The organism is Luteimonas sp. FCS-9 (assembly GCF_001014645.1).
Lineage (GTDB): Bacteria > Pseudomonadota > Gammaproteobacteria > Xanthomonadales > Xanthomonadaceae > Luteimonas.
In genome coordinates this window covers 173,416-195,991 of sequence record NZ_LASZ01000005.1, presented here as the reverse complement: position 1 = coordinate 195,991, position 22,576 = coordinate 173,416, and the positions used below count along the sequence as shown (strand labels likewise).

Below are 22,576 nucleotides of genomic sequence, written 5' to 3'. Positions count from 1 at the left end.
GATGCGCGGCGACCTGCCCAAGCGCGAGCCGGCGATGCTGGCGCGCTGGGAGGACGAGGGCCTGTACGCGCAGTTGCGCGCGCATGCGCACGGCCGTCCGCTGTTCGTGCTGCACGACGGCCCGCCGTACGCGAACGGCACGATCCACCTCGGCCATGCAGTCAACAAGATCCTCAAGGACATCATCGTCAAGTCCAAGGGCCTGGCCGGCTTCGACGCGCCCTACGTCCCGGGCTGGGACTGCCACGGTCTGCCGATCGAGATCGCGATCGAGAAGAAGTGGGGCAAGGTCGGGGTCAAGCTCGACGCGGTCGAGTTCCGGCAGAAGTGCCGCGAGTACGCGAACGCGCAGATCGACCTGCAGCGGCGCGACTTCAAGCGCCTGGGCGTGCTGGGCGACTGGGACAACCCGTACCGCACGCTGGACTTCCGCTTCGAGGCCGACGAGATCCGCGCGCTGGCCAAGGTCGTCGACAACGGCCACCTGACCCGCGGCGTCAAGCCGGTGCACTGGTGCTTCGACTGCGGCTCGGCGCTGGCCGAGGCCGAGATCGAGTACGCCGACAAGGTCTCGCCGGCGATCGACGTGGCCTACGTCGCGCGCGATGCCGCCGCGTTCGCGCACGCCTTCGGCGCGACGCTGCCGGCCGGCGTCGAGGTCGCGCTGCCGATCTGGACGACGACGCCGTGGACGCTGCCCGCGTCGCTGGCGGTGTCGCTGGGCGCCGAGCTCGAATACGCGCTGGTCGAGGGGCCGGTCGCGCAGGATGGTCGCCGTCGCTGGCTGGTGCTGGCCGATGCGCTGGCCGAAGGTGCGCTGCGCCGTTACGGCGTCGAGGGCGACGTCGTCGTGCACGGCCGCGTCGCCGGCAGTGCGCTCGAACACCTGCTGCTCGGCCATCCGTTCTATGCCGAGCGCGACATCCCGGTGATCCTCGGCGAGCACGTGTCGGCCGAGGACGGCACCGGCGCGGTGCACACCGCGCCCGGCCACGGCCAGGAGGACTACGTCGTCGGCAAGGCCTACGGCCTGCTCGAGCGCTACAGTGCCGCGCAGCTCAATCCGGTCGACGGCCGCGGCGTCTACCTGCCGTCGACGCCGCCGATCGGCGACACCGCGCTCGCCGGCCTGCACATCTGGAAGGCCAACGACGTCATCGTCGACGCGCTGCGCGCGCAGGGCAGCCTGCTGGCGTTCGCGAAGCTCGAACACAGCTATCCGCACTGCTGGCGCCACAAGACGCCGATCGCGTTCCGCGCCACGCCGCAGTGGTTCATCTCGATGGAGCAGGGCGGGTTGCGCACCGATGCACTCGCGGCGATCGAGGGCGTGACCTGGTACCCGGCCTGGGGGCAGGCGCGCATCGCCGGCATGGTGGCCGACCGCCCGGACTGGACGATCTCGCGCCAGCGCACCTGGGGCGTGCCGATCGCGCTGTTCGTGCACCGCGAGACCGGCGAACCGCATCCGCGCACGGTCGAGCTGATGCGCGCCGTCGCCGACCGCGTCGAGCAGCACGGCGTCGACGTCTGGTACACGCTCGACGCGGCCGAACTGCTCGGCAGTGATGCGGCCGACTACGACAGGATCACCGACATCCTCGACGTGTGGTTCGACTCGGGCGTCACCCACGAGGGCGTGCTGCGCGCGCGCGGGTATCCCAAGCCGGCCGACCTCTACCTCGAGGGCTCCGACCAGCATCGCGGCTGGTTCCAGTCCTCGCTGCTGACCGGCGTCGCCATCGACAAGGCGGCGCCGTACCGGCAGTGCCTGACGCACGGCTTCACCGTCGACGAGCACGGCCGCAAGATGTCCAAGTCGCTGGGCAACGGCATCGAGCCGCAGGACATCATGAAGACGCTGGGCGCCGACATCCTGCGCCTGTGGATCGCATCGGCCGACTACAGCAACGAGATGTCGCTGTCGCAGGAGATCCTCAAGCGCACCGCCGACGCCTACCGCCGGATCCGCAACACTGCGCGCTTCCTGCTCGGCAACCTGGCCGGCTTCGCGCCTGCGACGGATCTGGTCGCGCCGCAGGACATGGTCGCGCTCGACCGCTGGATCGTGCATCGCGCCGCTTTGCTGCAGGCGCGCATCGAGGCCGCCTACGCGCGCTACGACTTCGCCGAGATCGTCCAGGCGCTGTCAAACTTCTGCAGCGTCGACCTCGGGTCGCTGTACCTCGACGTCACCAAGGACCGCCTGTACACGATGCCCGAGCACTCGGTCGGGCGGCGCAGCGCGCAGACCGCGATGTACCACATCGCCGAGGCCTTCGTGCGCTGGATCGCGCCGGTGCTCAGCTTTACCGCCGACGAGATGTGGGGCTACCTGCCTGCGCCGGCGCAGGGCGCGCGCGAGGCCAACGTGCAGTTCGCGACCTGGTACCCGGACCTGGCGCAGCTCGACGGCGACGCCGACTGGGGGCCGCAGGACTTCGAGCGCGTGCTGGAACTGCGCGAGCGCGTGGCCAAGGTGCTCGAGCCGATGCGCGCCAGCGGCGAGATCGGCGCCGCGCTCGATGCCGAGATCGAGCTGCGCTGCGGCGTGGCCGATGCGAACTGGCTCTCGCCGGTCGTCGACGAACTGCGTTTCCTGCTGATCAGCGGCGACGTCACGCTCGTCGACGACGAAGGCGCGGCCGCGATCGGCGTGTCGGCGCGCGCGACCGACAAGCCCAAGTGCGTGCGCTGCTGGCAGCGCCGCGCCGACGTCGGTACGCACCCCGAGCATCCGGGGCTGTGCGGCCGCTGCGTGGACAACATCTCGACCGACGGCCGCGATGGCGGCGGCGAGATCCGGAGGTGGTTCTGATGGCCCGCATCGCCCCCAACGCGCTGCCGTGGCTGGCGCTCTCGGCAGTGGTGATCGCGCTCGACCAGCTGACCAAGTGGTGGGTGCTGACCTCGCTGCCCGAGTACACCGCGATCCCGGTCATCGAAGGATTCTGGAACTGGTACCGCACCTACAACACCGGCGCGGCGTTCAGCTTCCTGGCGACCGCCGGCGGCTGGCAGAAGTGGTTCTTCACGATCCTGGCGCTCGTCATCAGCGGCGTCCTGGGCGGGTGGCTGGCCAGGACCCCGCGGCGCGATTGGCGCACCGCGCTGCCGTTCGCGCTGGTGATCGGAGGGGCGCTGGGCAACGTCATCGACCGCCAGATCCACGGCCACGTCGTCGACTTCATCCAGTGGCACTGGCGCGACTACTACTGGCCGGCGTTCAACATCGCCGACGCGGCGATCGTCGGCGGCGCGATCGGCATCGCGCTGTTCGGGTTCTTTCCCGCGAAGAAGCCGTAACCGGCACGTCGCACCGATACCCGATCCGCCCCCCGTAGGAGCGCGCTCGCGCGCGATAGGGCTTTCCAGGCAAGGCCTATCGCGCGTCCCCGAAAAGGGGATGCAAGCACGAGCGCCGCGCCTACGGGCCAGTCGCGGGGTTGTCTGGCAGGAAACGCTGCATCGCGCCCGTTGCGGCCTCGTTCCCGCGTGCTCCGGTAGACTTGCGCTCCTATGGATATCGTCCTCGCCAACCCCCGCGGCTTCTGCGCCGGCGTCGACCGCGCGATCGAGATCGTCAAGCGCGCGATCGAGACGCTCGGCGCGCCGATCTACGTGCGCCACGAGGTCGTGCACAACCGGTTCGTGGTCGAGGACCTCAAGCGCCGCGGCGCGATCTTCGTAGAGGAACTCGACGAGGTGCCCGACGGCGTGACCGTGATCTTCAGCGCGCACGGCGTCTCGCAGGCCGTGCGCGAAGAGGCCGCCCGGCGCGGGCTCAAGGTCTTCGACGCGACCTGTCCGCTGGTGACCAAGGTCCACTTTGAGGTCGCGCGCCATTGCCGCGCCGGCCGCGACGTCGTGCTGATCGGCCACCACGGCCATCCCGAGGTCGAGGGCACGATGGGCCAGTGGCGCGCCGAGGCCGGCGCCGGCAGCATCTACCTGGTCGAGGACGAGGCCGACGTGGCCGCGCTCGACGTCGGCCAGCCAGAAAACCTGGCCTACACGACCCAGACCACGCTGTCGGTCGACGATACCCGCGGCGTCATCGCCGCGCTGCGCGAGAAGTTCCCCGCGATCCAGGGCCCGAAGAACGACGACATCTGCTATGCCACGCAGAACCGCCAGGACGCCGTGCGCGATCTGGCGAAGGAATGCGACCTGGTGCTCGTCGTCGGCTCGCCCAACAGCTCCAACTCCAACCGCCTGCGCGAGCTCGCCGAGCGCGACGGCGTCGAGGCCTACCTGATCGACGGCGCCGACGAGATCGACCCGCGCTGGGTCGCCGGCCGCCACCACATCGGCGTCACCGCCGGCGCGTCGGCCCCGGACGTGCTGGTCCAGGGCGTGCTCGACCGCCTGCGCGACCTTGGCGCCGGCGGCGTCCGCGAGCTCTCCGGCGAGCCGGAGAGCATGGTCTTCGCCCTGCCCAAGGAACTGCGGCTGCGCCTGGTCGATTGACGGCCGGCCCGGCGCTCCCTAGAATTCGCGTCCCAGGCCGGAATAGCTCAGTTGGTAGAGCGGCGCATTCGTAATGCGTAGGTCGTAGGTTCGATTCCTATTTCCGGCACCAAATCGATAAACCCCTTGTTTTCAAGGGGTTTTTCGTTTCTAGAGGGGCGTCGGTGCCCCGGTTGGGGGTGTCGGTTTGGCGCTCCGTCCTGTCGCTCTGGGCTCTTCTCCGCTGGCGGATCGCCGCGCTGAAGGACGAGACAGTCTCGGCACGCGTAGTGGGAGCGGCGCAAGCAGGCGAACACTCCACTTCGGGTTCGGCCTACCTAGGGGACTCAAGTGCTTTCAGGCCGACGCGGAGCTCGCGAGCCTTCTTGCGAAGTTGCGGACCTCGCACGTCATCCAGCATCGCGATGTGTTGCACGCGACCAATGGCCGTTCTGTAGTGCCCGGGCTCTCGTGGCGCTCGCTGCAGAACTAGCAGCGCCTCTCTCATCAGCTTGTGCTGAGCATTAGGTGCGCGCTTGATGCCATTACGCCAAGCAACTCCGGTGACCAGCTTTGGCTGGTCGGCGTGGAAAAGTCGTGTCTTCTTGGCCTTGATTCTGAGCCCGTGCCGGATAAGCAGTTCTCCTGCCGCCGCCGCATCACTGCGGTTCACACCTCTGCCAGTGAATGCGAGATCATCCATGTACAGCGAGAAGGCAATCCCGCGCTTCGTCGCGCGCTTGGCGAGCTCGTCGAAAATGCTTCGGTTTGCCATGAAGGCCACAATGGCACTCGCTGGACTGCCGGTAGCAAGGTGACCACGACATGAGAGAAGTCGCGCAAGTATCCAAGCAACGTCTATCGAGCATCGGAAGTCCTTCCGGAACAACTGCTGCAATCGCTCGGTAGACACGCTCGGATAGTAGTCGCTGATATCAGCTGTTAGGGTCGCGCCTTCTGCCTGCGTGTGTGTGCCGGCGTGCGTCAGATAGGATCGCCCACGGATACCCGAGTGGAGGTACGGAGGGGCGTGGATGCGCTGCAAGAGAGCATTCAGGCGTCTCTGGAGACGTTTCAAGCCTGCCTTCGGCGCCTCAATGTGACGCTTCTTCAACGTCTTGGGGTCGACTTGATCGTACTCGTCGAAGTGATCGTCGCGCTTGCTGAAAGCCTTTAGCTGGCTGGGATTTCCGCGCCAACGCAGCAGGGCGGCAAGGTCTTTGGTTCGGCCAAGCCGATAGAGAGGCGAGAGCTCCAGCTCATATCGACTGCTTTGGTCCAATGCGATCACTGGGCTTGTCCAGAGTCCATTCAAGAACACTCAACAAGCGTTGTGCGTTCTTCCTGCGCTTTTCAGACTCCCCTTCCAGCGCTTCTGCGAAGCTGAGGAAAGTGGAGGGCGGAACATCAAAAATGCTTGCGTATCGAGCTAAGAGTTGGACCGAGACGTTCTTCTTTCTGCCTGACTCGATTTCAGACAGGTGTGACTGTGATATGTCCAGCGCAGTCGCAAGGTCGCCTTGCGGCATCTGATGGACTTCCCTAATTGTCTTTAGCGCTTTGTGCAGCATTTCACTCCTATGCAACTAGTGACCGTTGATTAGAAGGAGGGTGCTTCGTTCGTACCGTGCTTACCTGCCGCCTCTTGGGGACTCACTCGCTGAAGTGGTCGTAGATCTTCCAGACCAGCATCAGCAGGCGAAACGCCCAAGGATTACGAAAGGCACGCTTGAACTTCGAACTCAGCTTCCGGCGCCCATCATCGCTATACCCTGCTTTGTTGCTCATATGCAGTTCTCCGCAACGCCTCCCAGGAATTGGGGGCTCTCACGCTGCTACGGAGATGGGGTAGGACGTCGGCTTTAGCCCTCCTCTGACCACTTGGCTGCGGCCTCACGACGCAGCCACCTGACCCCCTCGCTGGATCGCCCGGGCATGACGGGACGATGGCTTCGGGAATGTGTCGGGACTTGCGTCCCACGAGTGGTTGCCCACTCACGTCGTTGCGAGAGATGTCCCCGCGCGATGACAGGGACACCATACATCGCCAAATCTTTTTTCGCTGACAGCGAAAAGATGTCGTTCATGTTTTGTTTATTTAGCGGGGCGACGCCACTTTTACGCTCGGCGCGATCCAAGCGGCAGCGGCTCTCGAGGACTTCGCCGTCGCTCCCGTGTAGATGGTGCAGCCTCCATCAAATCTCTACGATTGCGGCTCAGTCGTAAGACAATGGAGGGCGACATGTGGGACTGGATTGCAACCAACACTGCGCAGCTAAGCGTTGTGGTCACGGTTCTCCCGATTGCATTCGCGGTGATTCAATTCATTCTCGCAAAGCGATCTGAGGCAAAGCGCCTACGCTTTGAGACCTATCACAGCTTGATCAAGCAGCTGGTGGAACGGGAGAACCCAGACCAGCCGATGCGCCTTGATCGACAGGTTGCCGTCGTCTTCGAGCTCCGCAATTTCCCGCACTACTACCCGGTCACTTTAAGACTGCTTCAGGGTCTGAGAGTTAGCTGGTCTGACTACGGCCCAGAGGACAAGCGGGAGCGCCTGCTTACCGAGATTGACCTAGCGATCGAGCACATCTCGGCAAAGCGCCGTTGGTCAATCTGGCCCCAATGAGCTCAAAAATCCGAGGCGGGTTGAATAGATCAATCGATGCCGGTTTCCCCCGTAGGGCGGCAGCGTGTAGCTCGACGTTTCGGCGCGCCGTTAGGGCAGTCGCTGCAGCAGATTTCGCACGCTCGACCGATGCCAGCTACCGCCGCGTGGGGTGGTGAACCCCCCTGCATTCAATGCGTCAGCGATGGCGCCTAGGGTGGTGGCGCCTTGCTGCTGAAGCTCTAAGATCACCGGAGCTAGATCGGTAGCCTTTGCGTCTGCACCAGCGCACCGCTTCAATTCTGATCGCTACCGTCGAAGCCCTCAGGAAAGCCCGTAGCGCCATGTCGGCGAAGGCTGGGCGGGTGATCCCCTTCGAAGTCGTCGCCCGGGAAGCTGAAGGCCTCCTCATCGGGACCCCCCGGTTGAAACCGAATCGAGGAAAGATCCTGGACGCCGCTAGGCGACGTCATCCGAATGAAGGGATGGGTTTCTCTGGAGATACCGTCGAGTGACGTGATCCACGCCACGCAACCTCGACGCCGACGTTCAGTTAGCTCTCGAAGAACAGCGAGGTGCGCATCGCAGGAGTGTAACGGGAGCTTGGTGCGCTGGTGTCCGAGCGGTGTTGGACCGATCGGCGCTACCTGGCATGGCGTGCGGCCTGCTCCTTGTTCTGCTGTTTAACGCCATCGGGTAGGGGATCGTGGCGGCGGTGGTGCAGTGCTGGAAGCGGCCACCGCGCAGGCGGGCCTGCGGATCGTGTTGGATCATCTGCGCCGATACCGCTTTGTCGCGCGTACCGGACAGCGTTCCCTGCACGCCAGCGGCGTCCGGTCGCATTTCCCGCGTTCGCCGCGGCCGCGACAATGCGGTCTTTCCCGTGACGTGCCCCCACGATGATCCGCTCCCTGTACCTCGCCGGGCCCGATGTGTTCCGGCCCGATGCCCGCGCGCGCGGGGCCGAGCTCAAGGCGTTGTGTGCGCGGTTCGGGATCGAGGGGCTGTATCCGCTCGACCAGGACGTGCCCGCGGCGATCGTCGATCCAGGCGAGCAGGCGCGGTGGATCTACCGGGCCAACATCGGCCTGATCGAGCGAGCCGACGCGGTGCTCGCCAATCTCGACTTCTTCCGCGGGCCCGAGCCCGATAGCGGGACCTGCTTCGAGGTCGGTTACGCGGTCGCGCGCGGCAAGCCGGTCCATGGCTACATCCCCGAAGACGGCACGTTCGCCCAGCGCATCCGCCAGCGGCATCCGCAGGCGATCGGCGCGGACGGGGTGCTGGACCTGCACGGCTGGAACATCGAGGAGTTCGGGCTGCCGCTGAACCTGATGCTGTCGGTGCCGGCGCCGCTCGTGGTCGGCGACGCCGCGACGGCGCTGATGCAACTCGCGCGTCGCGGGGCGCTGCCCGGCGGACCGGGGCGCGCATCGGCAACGTCCGCCGCGTAGCGGCGCGACAGGCGGTTCAGGCCACGACGACCCGGTTGCGTCCCGCCGCCTTGGCGCGATAGAGCGCGCCGTCGGCATCGTGCAGCCAGTCGGCCGGCGTGCCGAACTCCGCGCGCGTCGTCGAGACACCGATGCTGGCGGTGCAGCTCAACGCGGGGTGGTCGTCGAAGGACAGCGCGGCGATGCCGGCGCGCACGTACTCGGCGACCGCGGCTGCGCGCGCCGGTCCGGCGGGGGCGAGCAGGATCACGAACTCGTCGCCGCCGATCCGCGCCGGGGTGTCGGTGGCCCCGGCCGCGGTGCGCAGCACGTCGGCCACCCGCCGCAGCACGAGGTCGCCGACGCCGTGGCCATGGCGGTCGTTGATGGACTTGAAGGCGTCGATGTCGATCATCAGCAGCGTGGCCGGATCGCCGTGGCGCTCGAAGCGCGCGAACGCGTCGTGGGTGCGGATGTCGAAGTGCCGCCGGTTGGGCAGGTCGCTGCCGGAATCGGTGCGGTTGGTGCGCTCGAGGTCGCGGTTCTGCCGGGCAATGGTCCTGCCCAGCCGGTAGGTCACCAGGCTCAGTGCGATGTGGTAACCGAACATCAGCGGCAGGCAGGCGAGCAGCGTCCGCGTCGACGTCTCCGGCGCGAACGGAAAACCGGCGACCGCCCAGCCGGTCACGAAGGCGAGCACGAACACGAAGGCGGCCCGACGGAACAGGCGCCAGCCGCCGGCGGCGAGCCGGTCGGCGCTGAGCACCGTCGCCATGACCGCGGTCGGCAGCAGGCTCACCGCCATCGCCACGATCCACAGTCCGCCGGCCGCGGCGTCGGCGAGCAGGTTGCGGTACTCGGCGGCGATCGGGTCGCGCGCACGGCGGGACAGCTGCCAGGCGAGTTGCGGCCATGCCAGCGCGTTGATCGCCAGCGCGGCCCACAGCCAGCCCGGTGCGCCGCGCTCGGCCAGCACCGAGGCGATCGGCAGCGCGCACAGCACCGTGCCCAGCATCCGCATGCGGTGGATGCGCGATGCGAACAGCAGAGCCGACGCTCGCGTCCGGTCGTGGAGGTCGTCGCGGTAGGGCATCGGGCGGCCCCCCGGGCCGGTCTGTCCGTCGCGATTGTAGCGGGCTTCGGCGCGTGCCCGGGGGCGTGCGCGTCTCCTGCGCTGCGACCGCGCTCGGCTATCCTGCCGGTCCCGCAATGGACCGATTTCCGATGGCCAAGCCCGCCGCCAAAGCCCGAACCGCCTTCGTCTGCAACGAGTGCGGCGCCGACTACAGCAAGTGGCAGGGCCAGTGCAGCGCCTGCGGGGCCTGGGACACGATCGCCGAGATCGTGCTCGAGAGCGCGGCGGCCGCGAAATCGCCCGCCGCGCGCCGCGCTGGCTGGGCCGGCAAGGTCGACGCACCGAAGGTCATGGCGCTCAAGGACGTGCAGCAGGGCGAGGACGTGCGCGTGTCGACCGGCATCGGCGAGTTCGACCGGGTGCTCGGCGGCGGCCTCGTCGAGGGCGCGGTGGTGCTGATCGGCGGCGATCCGGGCATCGGCAAGTCGACGTTGCTGCTGCAGGCGCTGGCGCGCATGGCCCACACGCTGCCGGGGCTGTACGTCACCGGCGAGGAATCGCTGGCGCAGGTCGCCGGGCGCGCGGTGCGCCTGGGGCTGTCGCTCGACGGCCTGCACGCGCTGGCCGAGACCGGCATCGAGCGCATCCTCGAGCACGCGTCCAGGCTCAAGCCCGGACTGATCATCGCCGACTCGATCCAGACGCTGTGGACCGAGTCGCTGACCGCGGCCCCCGGCTCGGTGAGCCAGGTCCGCGAATCCGCCGCGCGCCTGGTGCGCTATGCCAAGGAGACCGGCACCGCGGTGTTCCTGGTCGGGCACGTGACCAAGGAGGGCGGCATCGCCGGCCCGCGCGTGCTCGAGCACATGGTCGACGCGGTGCTGTACTTCGAGGGCGACAGCGGCAGCCGCTTCCGGGTGATGCGCGCATTCAAGAACCGGTTCGGCGCGGTCAACGAACTGGGCGTGTTCGCGATGGGCGAGAAGGGCCTCAAGGAGGTCGCCAACCCGTCGGCGATCTTCCTGTCGGGCGCCGGCGCACAGCAGCCAGGCAGCTGCATCATGGTCACGCGCGAGGGCACCCGGCCGCTGCTGGTCGAGGTGCAGGCCCTGGTCGACGCCTCGCCGCTGTCGAACCCGCGCCGCGTCGCGGTCGGTCTGGAGGGCAACCGGCTGGCGATGCTGCTCGCGGTGCTGCACCGGCACGGCGGGATCATGACCGGCGACCAGGACGTGTTCGTCAACGTCGTCGGCGGCATCCGCGTGCAGGAGACCGCGGCCGACCTGCCGGTGCTGCTGTCGGTGCTGTCGTCGCTGCGCGACATACCGCTGCCGGAGAAGACCATCGCCTTCGGCGAGGTCGGCCTGGCCGGCGAGATCCGGCCGGTGCCCAACGGCGAGGAACGCCTGAAGGAGGCCGCCACGCACGGCTTCGTGCGGGCGATCGTGCCGCGCGCCAACGCGCCCAAGGCCGGCACCTACAAGGGCATGGAGGTCATCGCGGTCGAGCGGCTGGCCGAGGCGCTCGAGCATGTATGAGCGCCGGGCCCGGCGGGCGTCGCGCCGATGAGCGGGGCCGGCCCGGCGGATACGGTGCAGGCCGGGGCACCCGTCGACGGCATGCCGCCCGGGCCCCGGCACGATCTCGACCGGTTGCGGAGCGACTTCGCACGCGACGGCCACGTCGTCGTGCCCCAGGTACTGGCCGACGACTTCGCGCGGGCGCTGCGCGCCTGTCTCCTGGACCGGACCCGCTGGGCGCTGGTGACGCGGATCGACGGGCGGCATCGCGATTTCGATGCCGCCGCAATCGCACAGATGGAGGCCGCCGCATTGCGGCCGTTGCAGGCGCTGGTCTTCGAGGAGACGCGCCGCGGCATGCAGTATCTCTACGAACGGTTTCCGGTCCACGACGTCGACTACGACCCCGGCCCGCTGCCGCCGGCGCTGGACCGGTTCCGCGCGCTGCTGGGCGGCGGTCCGCTGCGCGACCTGGTGCGTGCGGTCACCGGCGTCGACGACATCGACTTCGGCGACGCGCAGGCGACGCGCTACCGCGCAGGGCATTTTCTGACCCGGCATGACGACGACCATCCCGGCAAGCAGCGACGGCTGGCTTACGTGCTGGGCCTCTCGCCGGGCTGGCGCGCAGACGACGGCGGCCAGTTGCAGTTCCTGGACGCGGACGACCGCGTGACGCACGCCCTCGTGCCAGGGTTCAACACACTCGCGCTGTTCCGGGTGCCGCGTCCGCACCTGGTGACGGCGGTCTCGCCGTTCGTCGAGTCGGCCCGGCTGTCGATCACCGGCTGGTGGCGCGCGTCGTGATCGCATGGACGGCGACGCGTCGTGCGCCGATGCGCGTGCCTACGCGATGCGCGGCCACGGTCCAGGGCATGCGATGAGCGGTCCCGCCTCGCCGCGGGCGGTCGCCCGCATCGTCTCGATCGTCCTGCACCCGTTCGCGGTGTTCGCGGCGCTCGCGCTGCTGGCGGCGTGGCGTGTCGCGCCGGCGTCGCTGGGGCGCACGGCGCTGGGCATCCTCGCTGCGGTCGGAATCGTGTCCGCCTTCATCTGGCAGCGCCGGCGGGGCGGGCACTGGGAAACGGTCGATGCGTCGCGTCGGCAGGAGCGGCCGCTGCTCTACGGGCTGGCGCTGGTCGTCGCCGGTGGCTACTGGCTGTGGATGGGCGGTCGCGGCTCGGCGACCTCGAATGGCGTGCTCGCCGCCGCCTCGATGCTGGGCGCGGCCGGTCTGGCGAACCGCTGGATCAAGCTGTCGCTGCACATGGCGAGCCTGGCGTTCGCCGGCGTGGCGGCCTGGCCGTTGTCGCCGGTCGCGGCGGTCGCCGCCCTGGCCGCGCTGCCGCTGCTGGGCTGGGCGCGGCTGCGGATGGGGCGACACACGCTGCCTGAGGTGATCGCTGGGCTGGGGCTGGGCCTGATCGCCGGGCTGGCGCTGCTGGCGTCGCCTGCGTAGGCGCGCGCTCGCGCGCGAGGGCATTTACCGGAACGCTTCATCGCGCGCGAGCGCGCTCCTACAGGGGCATGAGGCACGCTGCCATCGAATGCCTATCGCGCGCGCAGGAAAGTGCGCCTGTGGTCGGAACGTCGTTCGCGCGGGCGCGCCGGCTCAGTGCCCGCCGGAGGCCGCGCCGCCCACCTTCGCCGCGAACGGCGGCCGCGCCATCCAGACAAACGCGATCACCAGCAGGAACAGGATGCCCAGCAGGTGGAAGATCTCGTTGAAACCGATCTGCGTGGCCTGTTGGGCGATCATCTGATCGAGCATCATCGCGCCGCGCTGCACGTCGCCCTGGCCGAGCGCGGCGACGGTCTGCTGGATCGCCGGATCGTGCGCGGGGATGTGCTCGGTCAGCTGCGCGTGGTGGATGGTGCTGCGCTGGTTCCAGGCCCAGGTGGTCAGCGACGCCGCGAAGCTGCCGCCGAGCGTGCGCACGAACGTCGCCAGGCCCGAGCCGGCGGCGATCTCGTGCGGTTCGAGGTCCGACAGCAGGATCGTCAGCACCGGCATGAAGAACAGCGCCACGCCCAGGCCCTGCCACAATTGCACCGTCGCCACGTGCTGGAAGTCGACCTCCAGGTTGAAGCCCGAGCGGATGAAGCTGGTGAACGCCATCACCATGAACGCGAACGTGGCCAGGATGCGCAGGTCGAAGCGGGTCGCGTACTTGCCCACCAGCGGCGTGAGCAGCACGGGCAGGATGCCGATCGGCGCGGTCGCGAAGCCCGCCCAGATCGGCGTGTAGCCGAGGTTGCGCTGCAGCCACAGCGGCACCAGCAGGCCCACGGCGAAGAACGCCGAGTAGCCGAGCACCATCGCGAGCGTGCCGAAGGCGAAGTTGCGGTGCCGGAACAGCCGCAGGTTGACGATCGGGTCCTTCTCGGTGAGCTCCCAGATCAGGAACACCGCCAGGCCCAGCACCGAGGCGATCGCCAACCACACGATTTTCGTCGACGCGAACCAGTCCTCCTCGTTGCCCAGGTCGAGCAGCGTCTGCAGCGCGCCGACGCCGACGATCAGCGTGATCAGGCCGACGTAGTCCATCTTCGGCTTCTCTAGCTTCTCCGGGCGCCCGCGCAACTGGCTGGCGACCACGAGGCTGGCGAAGATGCCGATCGGCACGTTGATGAAGAAGATCCATTCCCAGCTGTAGTTGTCGGTGATCCAGCCGCCGAGGATCGGGCCGCAGATCGGCGCGACCACGGTGACCATCGCCAGCAGCGCGATCGCCTGGCCGCGCTTGGCCGGGGGATAGATCGAGATCAGCAGCGCCTGGGTCACCGGGTACATCGGGCCGGCGACGAAGCCCTGCAGCGCGCGCGCGGCGACCAGGAAGCCCATGCTCGACGCCAGTCCGCACAGCAGCGAGGCGATCACGAACGCGAACGTCGCCCACACGAACAGCTTGCGCTCGCCGAAGCGGCGGGTCATGAAGCCGGTCAGCGGCAATGCGATCGCGTTGCTGACCGCGAACGAGGTGATCACCCACGTCGCCTGGTTGGAGCTCGCGCCGAGGTTGCCGGCGATCGTCGGCAGCGAGACGTTGGCGATCGTGATGTCGAGCACCTGCATGAACGACGCCAGCGCAAGGCCGATCGTCGTCAGCGCCAGGTTCGGCGGACGGAAGGCGGATGAGGCGGCCGGGGCGGGGGCGCCCGGCGCGTCGGCAGTGGTCGTGGACATGGCGGGCTCGATGCCGGGGGCGGCTCAGCGGCGGGCGGCGAGCTGGGGCAGGTTGGCCTCGATCGTGCGCGTGATCAGCGCATCGGCCTGCGCCAGCTGCTCTGCATAGGCGTCGGTCGACAGCAGCGGCGCGGCGCGCGGCGCCTGCGCCGTGGCCAGCACCGGGCCGTCCTGGTCGCGCACGGCGACATCGACGTGCATGCTCAGGCCAAGACGCAGCGGATGCTCGGCCAGTTGCGCGGGGTCGAGTTCGATGCGCACGGGCACGCGCTGGACGATCTTGATCCAGTTGCCGCTGGCGTTCTGCGCCGGCAGCAGCGAGAACGCGCTGCCGGTGCCCATGCCGAGGCTGGCGACCTTGCCGGTGTAGCGCACGTCGCCGCCGTAGAGGTCGGCGCGCACCTCGACCGGCTGGCCGATGCGCATGCCGGTGAGCTGGGTCTCCTTGAAGTTGGCCTCCACCCACACCTGTTCCAGCGGCACGATCGTCATCAGCGTGTTGCCCGGCTGCACACGCTGGCCCAACTGCACCTCGCGCCGGGCGACGTGGCCCGACACCGGCGCGACGATGGCCATGCGCTGCAGGTCCAGCCAGGCCTGACGCAGCTGCGCGGCAGCGGCCTGGACCTGCGGCTGGCTGGCGACCTCGGTCGCGTCGACCAGCGCGCGGCTGCGCGAGAGCTGGCCCTGCGAGGCCGACAGCGCGGCCTCCGCGCCGGCCAGCACGTCGCGGGCGTGGGCGAGTTCCTCGCGCGAGACCGCGCCGCTGGCGACCAGGCCCTCGCGGCGCCTGACGTCCTCGCGCGCCTGGCGAACGGCGACCTGACGCGCGGCCAGTTCGGCCTGGCCGGATTCGACGCTGCTGTAGAGGCCGCGCACCTGGCGGACCGTGCCGGCGAGGTTCGCGACCGCCTGGTCGTAGGCGACCTGCGCGTCGTTGGAATCGAGGTGCACCAGCGCTTGGCCGGCCTCGACGCGCATGCCCTCGTCGGCGTCGATCGAGACGACCGTGCCCATCGTCTGCGGCACGATGCTGACGACGTTGCCCTGCACGTAGGCGTCGTCGGTGTCCTGGTGCCAGCGCGCGACCAGCAGATACCACGCGGCCCAGCCGGCGCCGGCGACGATGGCGACGGTGGCGAGGATCGTGAGGGCGCGGCGGCGCTTGCCGTTCTTCTGCGGCGGGGTGGCGGTGTTGGGTTCGGAAGTCATGGCGTGGTCGCCCCGGCTTGGTTCTGCGTGGAAGGGGAGGGCGCGGCGGGCGTCAGGCCGCCGCCGAGCGCGCGGTCGAGGTCGACCGCGGCGCCGAGCCGCTGCGCACGCAGCGTGGCGAGCTGCTGCTCGAGCTGGAACAGCGGACGCTGCGCGGCGAGGACGTCGAGCTGGTTGCCGATGCCGGCGCGATAGCGGGTGTCGGCGAGCGAGAAGGCCTGGCGGGCGGCCTCGGTCGCGTCGGCGACGGTACCGATCTGCGCATCGAGTGCGCGCGCGGCCTGCAGCGCGTCGGCCACCTCGCGCAGCGCGGCGACCAGCGTCTGATCGTAGGCCGCGACCGCGGCATCGTAGTCGGCGTCGCGCTGCGCCAGGCCCGCACGCAGCCGGCCGCCATCGAAGATCGGCAGGCTGAGCGCGGGGCCGCCGAAGCCGAGCACCGCGTCGCTGCCGAACAGGTCCGACAGGCTGCCCGCCGCGAGGCCGACCAGCGCGCTGAGGTTGACGCTCGGCCTGAACGCGGCCTGGGCGGCGTCCACGCCGCGGGCGGCGGCCTCGACGCGCCAGCGCGCGGCGACGACGTCGGCGCGATGGCCCAGCAGCTCGCTCGGCAACACGGCCGGCACCGACGGGGCCGAGGCCTGCAGCAGGCGGGGGCGGGCGACGTCCAGGCCGCGGTCCGGGCCCTTGCCCAGCAGCGCGGCCAGCGCGTTGCGCAGCGCGTCGATCTGCTGCTGCGCGGCCTGCGCCTGCTGGCGTGCGATGCCGATCGCGGTGTCGGCGTTGCGCAGCTGCAACTGGTTGTCGAGGCCGGCCTCCACGCGCTGGCGCGCAAGATCGCGCAGACGGGTGGCGCGGTCGATCTCGCGCTGCGCCACGTCCTGCGCATCGAAGGCCTGTGCCAGCGCGACGTAGGTGCGGGCGACGTTCGACGACAGCGTCAGGCGCGCGGCCTGCGCATCGACCTCGGCCGCGCGCGCCTGGCCGGCGGCGGCCTCGAATGCCGCGCGCTGGCCGCCCCACAGGTCGGGCGCCCATGCGAAGTCGAGCATCAGCACGCCGCTGGCCTTGAAGTCGCCGCCGACCGGGTCGGGCGCGATCGTCTCGGGCAGCCGCACGCCGCTGACGCGCGCGCTGGCGCCGAGCGTCGGCCGGCGCTGCGCATCGGCGAGCCCGGCCTGCGCCTGAGCGCTGCGGGCGCGGGCATCGGCGGCGGCCAGCGTCGGGCTGTCGCGCAGCGCCTCGATGATCAATGCGTCGAGCTGCGGATCGCCGAACGCGGTCCACCAGTCGCCGCGCGGGAAGCCGGCGGCGCTGAGCGGCGTGCCCGCCAGGCTGCGGCCGGCGACGAGCGTATCGGCATCGGTGGGCGTGAGCTGCGGCGCCAGGCCCCGGCTGCTGACGCAGCCTGCGAGCAGCAGCGCGGCGACGATCGGCAACGCCGCGGCCGGCGCCCGTCGCCGGGCGCGTGTCGTGGAAGGAGGCATGGTCACTGTCCGGGGAAGGAGAGGTTGTCGCGGACCTGTTCGAGCAGCCGGATGAACTGCTGCCGCTGGGCGTCGTCCATGCCCGACATCGCGCGTTCGCGCACGCGGTTGCCGCACTGGTCGATGTCGCGCCAGATGGCATCGCCCTGTGCGCTGAGGCGGATGCGCACCACGCGGCGGTCGTCCGGATTGGCATGGCGTTCGACCAGGCCGCGGTCGATCAGCTTGTCGATCAGCCGGGTCATCGCGCCGGGGTTGAGCTCGGCCGCGCGCGCCAGGTCGGTCGCGTTGCTGGTGCCCAGCGCCAGCTTCTTCAGCGTGATGTACTGGCTGAAGCTCAACTCGTGGCCGGCCCGGGCGAGCTCGTCGGCCATGCGCGCCCACATGGCGTCGCGGACCTGCCGGAACAGCAGGCCCAGCGACGAGCCGCTGGCAGAGGCACACGGGCGGGGAGGCGACGACATGGCGGCGGATATTCCTCGCCTCTGCAATTGTTGTCAATGCAAGTATTGCCCCGACAAACGCTGTTCAGGCACGCGGCTGGCATCGGTTCAGGCGCTGGCGCTGTCGTTCAGGGAGCGCGTCGGATGTCGTAAGGCTGACGGAATTGGCGCAGCGGCTTCGCCGGGTCAGGCCCGATGCGGTAGAGCCGGGCGGCTGCCTGGCCTGCGGTCCGCAACCGCGTCGCGGCCAGCCCTTCGGCGACTTCAGTCTGGACGTCCACCACTCGGCCGTCCGGTCCGAAACCCAGAACCCAGACGAACCGGCCCACATAGTCGGCCGGCGCGAGGTCGTCTGGATAATTGGTCCGTCCGTGGACGTACATACGGTCGCCTTGTGCGAACGCAGCCGAGGCCAGGGACTCGGCGACCTCAATTGTGGTCTGCGCCGCCATCTGCCCGTCGAAACGCAGGACGATACGGCGCAGGCCGGGTGCCACGCCCAGCGCGGCGAGGTCGATCGTGGCGCAGCGGACGAACTTCGATTCCGTTCCAGCTTCGGTGCCTGACCACAGCGTGTGGCGGCCTGCGCTGTCGTCGATCTCCAGCCGAACATCGACCGCGCGTTGTGGAAAGCCCTGCGTCTTCCAGCAGGCCAGATGGGGTGTCTCCGGATGACGCAACAGGCCCTGGGCGACGGGGCGAGCGCCGGCTCCTGCAACCGGTGCGTTCCAGAGAAACTCGATGTGGCCGAAGATCGGCGAACGCGCCTCGTCGTCCGCGGTGGCGGTCGACATCGAAGCGGCGAGTACGAAGGCGGCCATCCATGCGCGCATGCGAATCTTCCAGATCGGTGGGCTAAGCTCAGCCGGGGCGCCGTAACACCAGCTCCAGCACGAACTTGCTGCCGAAGAACGCCAGCACCAGCAGCGCCATCGCCACCAGCGTCCAGCCGACCGCGCGGGTGCCGCGCCAGCCGTGGCGCCAGCGGCCGAGCAGCAACGCCCCGAAGGCCAGCCACGACAGCACGCTCAGCACGGTCTTGTGGATCAGGTGCTGGGCGAAGAAGTCGTCGACGAACAGCACGCCGGTGACCAGCGTCGCGGTCAGCAGCGCGAAGCCGACCCAGATCGTGCGGAACAGCAGCGACTCGAGTTCGGTCAGCGGCGGCAGTGCGCGGAGCCAGCGGTGGAATTCGCGCCGGCGCAGCGCGCGCTCCTGCGCCCACAGCAGCAGCGCGAGCAGCGCGGCGACCGCGAGCGTGGCGTAGGACAACAGGGCGAACCAGGCGTGCAGCTGCAGCCGCCAGTCCGGGACGCTGGAGGCGACGTGCGCGCCCTGGCCGTAGGCGACCAGCGCCGCGGCGGCGATCGGGAACACGATCACGCCCAGCGCGGCCATGCGCCCGCGGATGTCGTAGAGCATCGTCAGCACCGCCATGCCCAGGCCGACCAGCGACAGTGCCGCGTAGAAATGCAGCTCGGTGCCCACGTCGCGCCAGACCAGCACGTGCGCGCCGGCATGCAGCGCGACCGCCGCGCCGGCCGGCACCGCCCACCAGGCGTTACCGGGCGCGGGGTCGCGCCCGACGCCGCGCACGAGCGCCGCGGCAGCGGCCAGATAGAACAGGGCTGCGATGAGAACCATTGTCATCGCGGAAGTGTCGCACAGGAACGCCCCGAACGCGCCTGCCGCGCATCGTCGCGGGCCGGGCCGCCGGGGCGCGCGGGCTATAATCGCCGCCCGTTTTCCGCCAGCCCGAGTCCCGCATGTTCGAGTCCCTGACCCAGCGCCTGTCCGGCACCATCGAGCGCCTGCGCGGGCGTGGCCGCCTGACCGAGGAGAACATCCGCGAGGCGACCCGCGAGGTGCGTATCGCGTTGCTGGAGGCCGACGTCGCGCTGCCGGTGGTGCAGGCGCTGATCGAACGGATCAAGGTCCGCGCGGTCGGCCAGGAAGTGCTCAAGTCGCTGACCCCGGGCCAGGCGCTGATCAAGGTGGTGCGCGACGAGCTGACCGCGGTCATGGGCGCCCAGGCGACCGAGCTCAACCTCGCCGTGCCGGCGCCGGCCGTCGTGCTGATGGCCGGCCTGCAGGGCGCGGGCAAGACGACCACCGTCGGCAAGCTGGCCAAGCTGCTGAAGGAAAAGCGCAAGAAGAAGGTCATGGTCGTCAGCGCCGACGTCTACCGCCCGGCCGCGATCGAGCAGTTGCGCACGCTGGCCGAGCAGGTCGACGTGCGTTTCTTCCCGTCCGAATCCTCGCAGCAGCCGGTGGACATCGTGCGCGCGGCGATCGCCGATGCGCGCAAGTCGTTCATCGACGTGCTGCTGGTCGACACCGCCGGTCGCCTGGCGATCGACGAGGCGATGATGGCCGAGATCAAGGCGCTGCACGCCGCGGTCAATCCGGTCGAGACGCTGTTCGTCGTCGACTCGATGACCGGCCAGGACGCGGCCAACACCGCCAAGGCCTTCGGCGAGGCGCTGCCGCTGACCGGCGTGGTGCTGACCAAGACCGACGGCGATGCCCGCGGCGGCGCGGCGCTGTCGGTGCGCTACATCACCGGCAAGCCGATCAAGTTCGTCGGCACCGGCGAAAAGGTCGACGGGCTCGACGTCTTCCACCCCGAACGCGTGGCCAGCCGCATCCTCGACATGGGCGACGTGCTGTCGCTGGTCGAGCAGGTCGAGCACCAGGTCGACAAGGACAAGGCGGCCAAGCTCGCGCAGAAGGTCGCCAAGGGCAAGAAGTTCGACCTCAACGACATGAAGGACCAGCTCGAGCAGATGCAGAACATGGGCGGCATCGGCAGCCTGATGGAGAAGCTGCCGGGCCTGGGCCAGGTGCCCGAGCACCTCAAGCAGCAGGTCCAGCAGAACAAGGAAGTGCCGCGGATGATCGCGATCATCGACTCGATGACCAAGAAGGAGCGGCGCAACCCGACCCTGCTCAACGGCTCGCGCCGCGCGCGCATCGCCGCCGGCTCGGGCACGACGCCGGCCGACGTCAACAAGCTGATGAAGCAGTACATGCAGATGGAAAAGATGATGGGCAAGATGGCTCGCGGCGGCATGAAGGGCATGATGCGCGGCCTGCAGGGCATGATGGGCGGCATGGGCCGCATGCCGTTCCGGTGAGCACGGGCGCCCACCCGGCGCGCCAGCGGGCCGCCGCATTCTGTGCGCGCTTCGGCCTGCGGGTGCCGGTCCTGATGGGGCCGATGGCCGGCGCCTGCCCGCCGGCGCTGGCCGCGGCCGTCGCCGAGGCTGGCGGCATGGGCGCGATGGGCGCGGTGCTGTCGCAGCCGGCCGAGATCGACACGTGGATGCGCGCGTTCCGCGACCGCACCGCTGGCCCGGCGCAGGTCAACCTGTGGATCCCCGACCCGCCGCCGGTGCGCGACGCGGCCGGCGAGGCGGCGACCCGCGCGTTCCTCGAACGCTGGGGGCCGGTGGTGCCGGCATCGGCAGGCGATGCCGCGCCGGCCGACTTCGACGCCCAGTTCGAGGCGCTGATGGCTGCGCGGCCAGCGGTCGCCTCGAGCATCATGGGGGTGTTCGCGCCGGCGCAGGTCGAACGCCTGAAGGCGGCCGGGATCGCCTGGTTCGCGACCGTCACCACGCTTGACGAGGCGCGCGCGGCGCAGGCCGCGGGCGCCGATGCGGTGGTCGCCCAGGGCGCCGAGGCAGGTGGGCATCGCGGCGCGTTCGAGGCCGACGATGCCGAGCGCCGCCTCGTCGGGCTGTTCTCGCTGCTGCCGCGGCTGGCCGATGCGCTCGAGGTGCCGGTGATCGCGGCCGGCGGCATCGCCGACGGGCGCGGGATCGCCGCGGCGCTGGTGCTCGGCGCAAGCGCGGTGCAGGTCGGTACTGCGCTGCTGCGGACGCCCGAGGCCGACATCGCGTCCGCCTGGGCCGATGCGCTGGCCTCGGCCGAGCCGGAAGCCTGCTGGCCGACGCGCGCGTTCAGTGGCCGGCTCGGCCGCGCGCTGGCGACCGGCTACGTGCGCGCGGCCGCCGGCGGCGACGCGCCGCCGGCGCGGCCGTACCCGGTGCAGCGTGGACTCACCGCGCCGATGCGCGCGGCCGCGGTCCGCGAGGGCCGGCTCGATGCGATGCAGGCCTGGGCGGGCCAGTCGGCCTGGCAGGCGCAGGCGCGGCCGGCGGGTGAACTCGTGCAGGCCTGGTGGCGCGACGCCCGGGCGCTGCTGTGACGCGCGCGGCCGACGAGTCCAGCCACTGGATCGACGGCCGGCCGGCCGGGGCAGGGGATCTGGCCGCCGCGCTGGTCAACTACGGACATCTCTCGACGCTGCAGGTGCGCGGGCGCGCGGTGCAGGGCCTGGACCTGCATCTGGCGCGCCTGCAGGCCGCGAACCTCGAACTGTTCGGCAGCCCCCTTGCACCCGCACGCATCCAGGACGCGATGGCCTCGGCGCTCGCCGCGGCCGGCGTCGACGACGCGACGCTGCGCATCTCCGCGTTCGCGCGCGACGTCGCGGCCGTGGAGCGCGGCGACGTGGTGCCGGTCGCCCTGCTGGTCGCGCTGTCGCCACCGCGCGAGCCGCCGGCTGCGCCGCTGCGGCTGGCCTCGCACGTCCACGTCCGCGCGCTGGCCCATCTCAAGCACGCCGCGACGCTGCCGTCGCTGCACGCGCGCCGGCAGGCCGCGCTGGCCGGCTTCGACGACGCGCTGCTGGTCGCGGCCGACGGCACGATCGGCGAGGGCGCGCTGTGGAACGTCGGCTTCGTGGGGGCCGACGGGGGCGTGGTCTGGCCGCGCGCACCGGCGCTGCGCGGGACCGCCGAGGCGTTGCTGCGCGCGGCGCTCGACGCGGCCGGCATCGCCCAGCGCGAGGCCGTGCTGCGGCTGCCCGACTGCGGCCGGTTCCAGGCCGCGTTCGCGTGCAACAGCGCCGGCCTGCGTGCGATCGCGGCGATCGACGGGCTGCGCTTCGATGCCGATGCTCCGGCGCTCGCGCGGCTGCGCGCGCTGCTCGCGTCGCAGCCGTGGACGCCGGTCGGGACAGCCGTGCGGTAGCGAGGCGTGGGCTGCGTGCGCGATCGCCCAGTTGCGGCGCCGGCTGTAGGAGCGCCCTCGGGGCGCGGAGCGTCACCGGACCACTCTCGGATGCGCAGGCCGGAAGACCGCTTGCGACAAGC

21 protein-coding genes and 1 tRNA gene are annotated in these 22,576 nt (G+C 70.0%); 12 read left to right on the top strand and 10 right to left on the bottom strand.

The features are described 5' to 3' along the window. Window position 1 precedes the first annotated feature (1 nt). The 4 genes from ileS to WQ56_RS06695 all read left to right on the top strand — a co-directional run bounded on the left by ileS (window position 2) and on the right by WQ56_RS06695 (window position 4,582). On the top strand, window positions 2–2,818 hold the full coding sequence (gene ileS, locus WQ56_RS06710) for an isoleucine--tRNA ligase (protein ID WP_047136358.1): 2,817 nt from the start codon (window positions 2–4) through the stop codon (window positions 2,816–2,818). Beyond that, entirely contained in the window at window positions 2,818–3,306 is a 489-nt protein-coding gene (gene lspA / locus WQ56_RS06705) for a signal peptidase II (protein ID WP_047136303.1), read from the top strand. Before ileS ends, lspA begins: the two co-directional genes overlap by 1 nt. A gap of 213 nt (window positions 3,307–3,519) precedes the next feature. Next, window positions 3,520–4,470, top strand: coding sequence for a 4-hydroxy-3-methylbut-2-enyl diphosphate reductase (ispH, locus tag WQ56_RS06700; RefSeq protein ID WP_047136302.1), 951 nt, complete (start codon window positions 3,520–3,522; stop codon window positions 4,468–4,470). Between the two features lie 36 nt (window positions 4,471–4,506). After that, window positions 4,507–4,582 (top strand) — tRNA-Thr (locus tag WQ56_RS06695). Between the two features lie 201 nt (window positions 4,583–4,783). On the opposite strand, the gene WQ56_RS18025 is transcribed toward WQ56_RS06695, so the two are convergent. The 3 genes from WQ56_RS18025 to WQ56_RS19415 form a co-directional block, all read right to left on the bottom strand. Further along, window positions 4,784–5,740, bottom strand: coding sequence for a reverse transcriptase family protein (locus WQ56_RS18025; RefSeq protein WP_197076446.1), 957 nt, complete (start codon window positions 5,738–5,740; stop codon window positions 4,784–4,786). Further along, on the bottom strand, window positions 5,709–6,020 hold the full coding sequence (locus tag WQ56_RS18020) for a helix-turn-helix transcriptional regulator (protein WP_047136301.1): 312 nt from the start codon (window positions 6,018–6,020) through the stop codon (window positions 5,709–5,711). The genes WQ56_RS18025 and WQ56_RS18020 overlap by 32 nt, the downstream gene beginning before the upstream one ends. 82 nt (window positions 6,021–6,102) lie before the next feature. Further along, the gene (locus WQ56_RS19415; protein ID WP_255350607.1) at window positions 6,103–6,237 is read right to left on the bottom strand and encodes a hypothetical protein; all 135 of its coding nucleotides are present in this window, start codon (window positions 6,235–6,237) and stop codon (window positions 6,103–6,105) included. 454 nt (window positions 6,238–6,691) lie between these two features. On the opposite strand from WQ56_RS19415, the gene WQ56_RS06685 reads away from it, so the two are divergent. Both WQ56_RS06685 and WQ56_RS06680 read left to right on the top strand, forming a co-directional pair. Beyond that, on the top strand, window positions 6,692–7,078 hold the full coding sequence (locus tag WQ56_RS06685) for a hypothetical protein (protein ID WP_156170411.1): 387 nt from the start codon (window positions 6,692–6,694) through the stop codon (window positions 7,076–7,078). 878 nt (window positions 7,079–7,956) lie between these two features. Next, window positions 7,957–8,511, top strand: a complete 555-nt coding sequence (locus WQ56_RS06680; RefSeq protein ID WP_047136300.1) for a nucleoside 2-deoxyribosyltransferase — start codon at window positions 7,957–7,959, stop codon at window positions 8,509–8,511. A 16-nt stretch (window positions 8,512–8,527) separates the two neighbouring features. On the opposite strand, the gene WQ56_RS06675 is transcribed toward WQ56_RS06680, so the two are convergent. Then, window positions 8,528–9,583 (bottom strand): diguanylate cyclase, encoded by a 1,056-nt coding sequence (locus tag WQ56_RS06675; protein WP_047136299.1) that lies wholly within the window; start codon window positions 9,581–9,583, stop codon window positions 8,528–8,530. Window positions 9,584–9,714: 131 nt separating this feature from the next. Between WQ56_RS06675 and radA the strand changes: the two genes are divergently transcribed. The 3 genes from radA to WQ56_RS17670 all read left to right on the top strand — a co-directional run bounded on the left by radA (window position 9,715) and on the right by WQ56_RS17670 (window position 12,544). Beyond that, window positions 9,715–11,103 carry a DNA repair protein RadA gene (gene radA / locus WQ56_RS06670; RefSeq protein WP_047136298.1) on the top strand — a complete coding sequence of 463 codons (1,389 nt, stop codon included), beginning with the start codon at window positions 9,715–9,717 and terminating at the stop codon, window positions 11,101–11,103. Between the two features lie 27 nt (window positions 11,104–11,130). After that, complete coding sequence (locus WQ56_RS17675; RefSeq protein ID WP_052772886.1) at window positions 11,131–11,892, top strand: 2OG-Fe(II) oxygenase family protein; 762 nt, start codon at window positions 11,131–11,133, stop codon at window positions 11,890–11,892. 73 nt (window positions 11,893–11,965) lie between these two features. Further along, window positions 11,966–12,544, top strand: a complete 579-nt coding sequence (locus WQ56_RS17670) for a hypothetical protein (RefSeq protein ID WP_156170408.1) — start codon at window positions 11,966–11,968, stop codon at window positions 12,542–12,544. Window positions 12,545–12,697: 153 nt separating this feature from the next. Here WQ56_RS17670 and WQ56_RS06655 read toward each other — a convergent pair whose 3' ends face one another. The 6 genes from WQ56_RS06655 to ccsA form a co-directional block, all read right to left on the bottom strand. After that, a complete protein-coding gene (locus tag WQ56_RS06655; RefSeq protein ID WP_047136297.1) occupies window positions 12,698–14,272 on the bottom strand; it encodes a DHA2 family efflux MFS transporter permease subunit in 1,575 nt (524 codons plus the stop codon). 24 nt (window positions 14,273–14,296) lie between these two features. After that, window positions 14,297–15,484, bottom strand: coding sequence for an efflux RND transporter periplasmic adaptor subunit (locus WQ56_RS06650; RefSeq protein ID WP_047136296.1), 1,188 nt, complete (start codon window positions 15,482–15,484; stop codon window positions 14,297–14,299). Then, window positions 15,481–16,971, bottom strand: a complete 1,491-nt coding sequence (locus WQ56_RS06645) for an efflux transporter outer membrane subunit (RefSeq protein ID WP_047136295.1) — start codon at window positions 16,969–16,971, stop codon at window positions 15,481–15,483. Before WQ56_RS06645 ends, WQ56_RS06650 begins: the two co-directional genes overlap by 4 nt. Before the next feature lie 2 nt (window positions 16,972–16,973). Further along, a complete protein-coding gene (locus WQ56_RS06640; RefSeq protein WP_047136294.1) occupies window positions 16,974–17,435 on the bottom strand; it encodes a MarR family transcriptional regulator in 462 nt (153 codons plus the stop codon). A gap of 107 nt (window positions 17,436–17,542) precedes the next feature. After that, on the bottom strand, window positions 17,543–18,247 hold the full coding sequence (locus tag WQ56_RS06635; RefSeq protein ID WP_047136293.1) for a hypothetical protein: 705 nt from the start codon (window positions 18,245–18,247) through the stop codon (window positions 17,543–17,545). 28 nt (window positions 18,248–18,275) lie between these two features. Beyond that, window positions 18,276–19,064, bottom strand: coding sequence for a cytochrome c biogenesis protein CcsA (ccsA, locus tag WQ56_RS06630; protein ID WP_047136292.1), 789 nt, complete (start codon window positions 19,062–19,064; stop codon window positions 18,276–18,278). Window positions 19,065–19,180: 116 nt separating this feature from the next. Here ccsA and ffh point away from each other — a divergent pair, with 116 nt between their 5' ends. The 3 genes from ffh to WQ56_RS06615 are packed head-to-tail and all read left to right on the top strand — an operon-like array spanning window position 19,181 to window position 22,454. Then, a complete protein-coding gene (ffh, locus tag WQ56_RS06625; RefSeq protein WP_047136291.1) occupies window positions 19,181–20,551 on the top strand; it encodes a signal recognition particle protein in 1,371 nt (456 codons plus the stop codon). Then, a complete protein-coding gene (locus WQ56_RS06620) occupies window positions 20,548–21,627 on the top strand; it encodes a nitronate monooxygenase (RefSeq protein WP_047136290.1) in 1,080 nt (359 codons plus the stop codon). Before ffh ends, WQ56_RS06620 begins: the two co-directional genes overlap by 4 nt. Then, window positions 21,624–22,454 carry an aminotransferase class IV gene (locus WQ56_RS06615; protein WP_052772884.1) on the top strand — a complete coding sequence of 277 codons (831 nt, stop codon included), beginning with the start codon at window positions 21,624–21,626 and terminating at the stop codon, window positions 22,452–22,454. The genes WQ56_RS06620 and WQ56_RS06615 overlap by 4 nt, the downstream gene beginning before the upstream one ends. Window positions 22,455–22,576 lie beyond the last annotated feature (122 nt).

What these genes read in the sequence shown, in the direction of transcription:
- ffh (WP_047136291.1), top strand. Translation starts at nt 19,181, where the DNA reads ATGTTCGAGTCCCTGACCCAGCGCCTGTCCGGCACCATCGAGCGCCTG.
- WQ56_RS06680 (WP_047136300.1), top strand. Translation starts at nt 7,957, where the DNA reads ATGATCCGCTCCCTGTACCTCGCCGGGCCCGATGTGTTCCGGCCCGAT.
- WQ56_RS17675 (WP_052772886.1), top strand. Translation starts at nt 11,131, where the DNA reads ATGAGCGGGGCCGGCCCGGCGGATACGGTGCAGGCCGGGGCACCCGTC.
- WQ56_RS17670 (WP_156170408.1), top strand. Translation starts at nt 11,966, where the DNA reads ATGAGCGGTCCCGCCTCGCCGCGGGCGGTCGCCCGCATCGTCTCGATC.
- WQ56_RS18020 (WP_047136301.1), bottom strand. Translation starts at nt 6,020, where the DNA reads ATGCTGCACAAAGCGCTAAAGACAATTAGGGAAGTCCATCAGATGCCG.
- ccsA (WP_047136292.1), bottom strand. Translation starts at nt 19,064, where the DNA reads ATGACAATGGTTCTCATCGCAGCCCTGTTCTATCTGGCCGCTGCCGCG.
- WQ56_RS06685 (WP_156170411.1), top strand. Translation starts at nt 6,692, where the DNA reads ATGTGGGACTGGATTGCAACCAACACTGCGCAGCTAAGCGTTGTGGTC.
- WQ56_RS06655 (WP_047136297.1), bottom strand. Translation starts at nt 14,272, where the DNA reads ATGTCCACGACCACTGCCGACGCGCCGGGCGCCCCCGCCCCGGCCGCC.
- WQ56_RS06650 (WP_047136296.1), bottom strand. Translation starts at nt 15,484, where the DNA reads ATGACTTCCGAACCCAACACCGCCACCCCGCCGCAGAAGAACGGCAAG.
- radA (WP_047136298.1), top strand. Translation starts at nt 9,715, where the DNA reads ATGGCCAAGCCCGCCGCCAAAGCCCGAACCGCCTTCGTCTGCAACGAG.
- WQ56_RS19415 (WP_255350607.1), bottom strand. Translation starts at nt 6,237, where the DNA reads ATGAGCAACAAAGCAGGGTATAGCGATGATGGGCGCCGGAAGCTGAGT.
- WQ56_RS06645 (WP_047136295.1), bottom strand. Translation starts at nt 16,971, where the DNA reads ATGCCTCCTTCCACGACACGCGCCCGGCGACGGGCGCCGGCCGCGGCG.
- lspA (WP_047136303.1), top strand. Translation starts at nt 2,818, where the DNA reads ATGGCCCGCATCGCCCCCAACGCGCTGCCGTGGCTGGCGCTCTCGGCA.
- WQ56_RS06675 (WP_047136299.1), bottom strand. Translation starts at nt 9,583, where the DNA reads ATGCCCTACCGCGACGACCTCCACGACCGGACGCGAGCGTCGGCTCTG.
- WQ56_RS06640 (WP_047136294.1), bottom strand. Translation starts at nt 17,435, where the DNA reads ATGTCGTCGCCTCCCCGCCCGTGTGCCTCTGCCAGCGGCTCGTCGCTG.
- WQ56_RS06635 (WP_047136293.1), bottom strand. Translation starts at nt 18,247, where the DNA reads ATGCGCGCATGGATGGCCGCCTTCGTACTCGCCGCTTCGATGTCGACC.
- ispH (WP_047136302.1), top strand. Translation starts at nt 3,520, where the DNA reads ATGGATATCGTCCTCGCCAACCCCCGCGGCTTCTGCGCCGGCGTCGAC.
- ileS (WP_047136358.1), top strand. Translation starts at nt 2, where the DNA reads ATGCGCGGCGACCTGCCCAAGCGCGAGCCGGCGATGCTGGCGCGCTGG.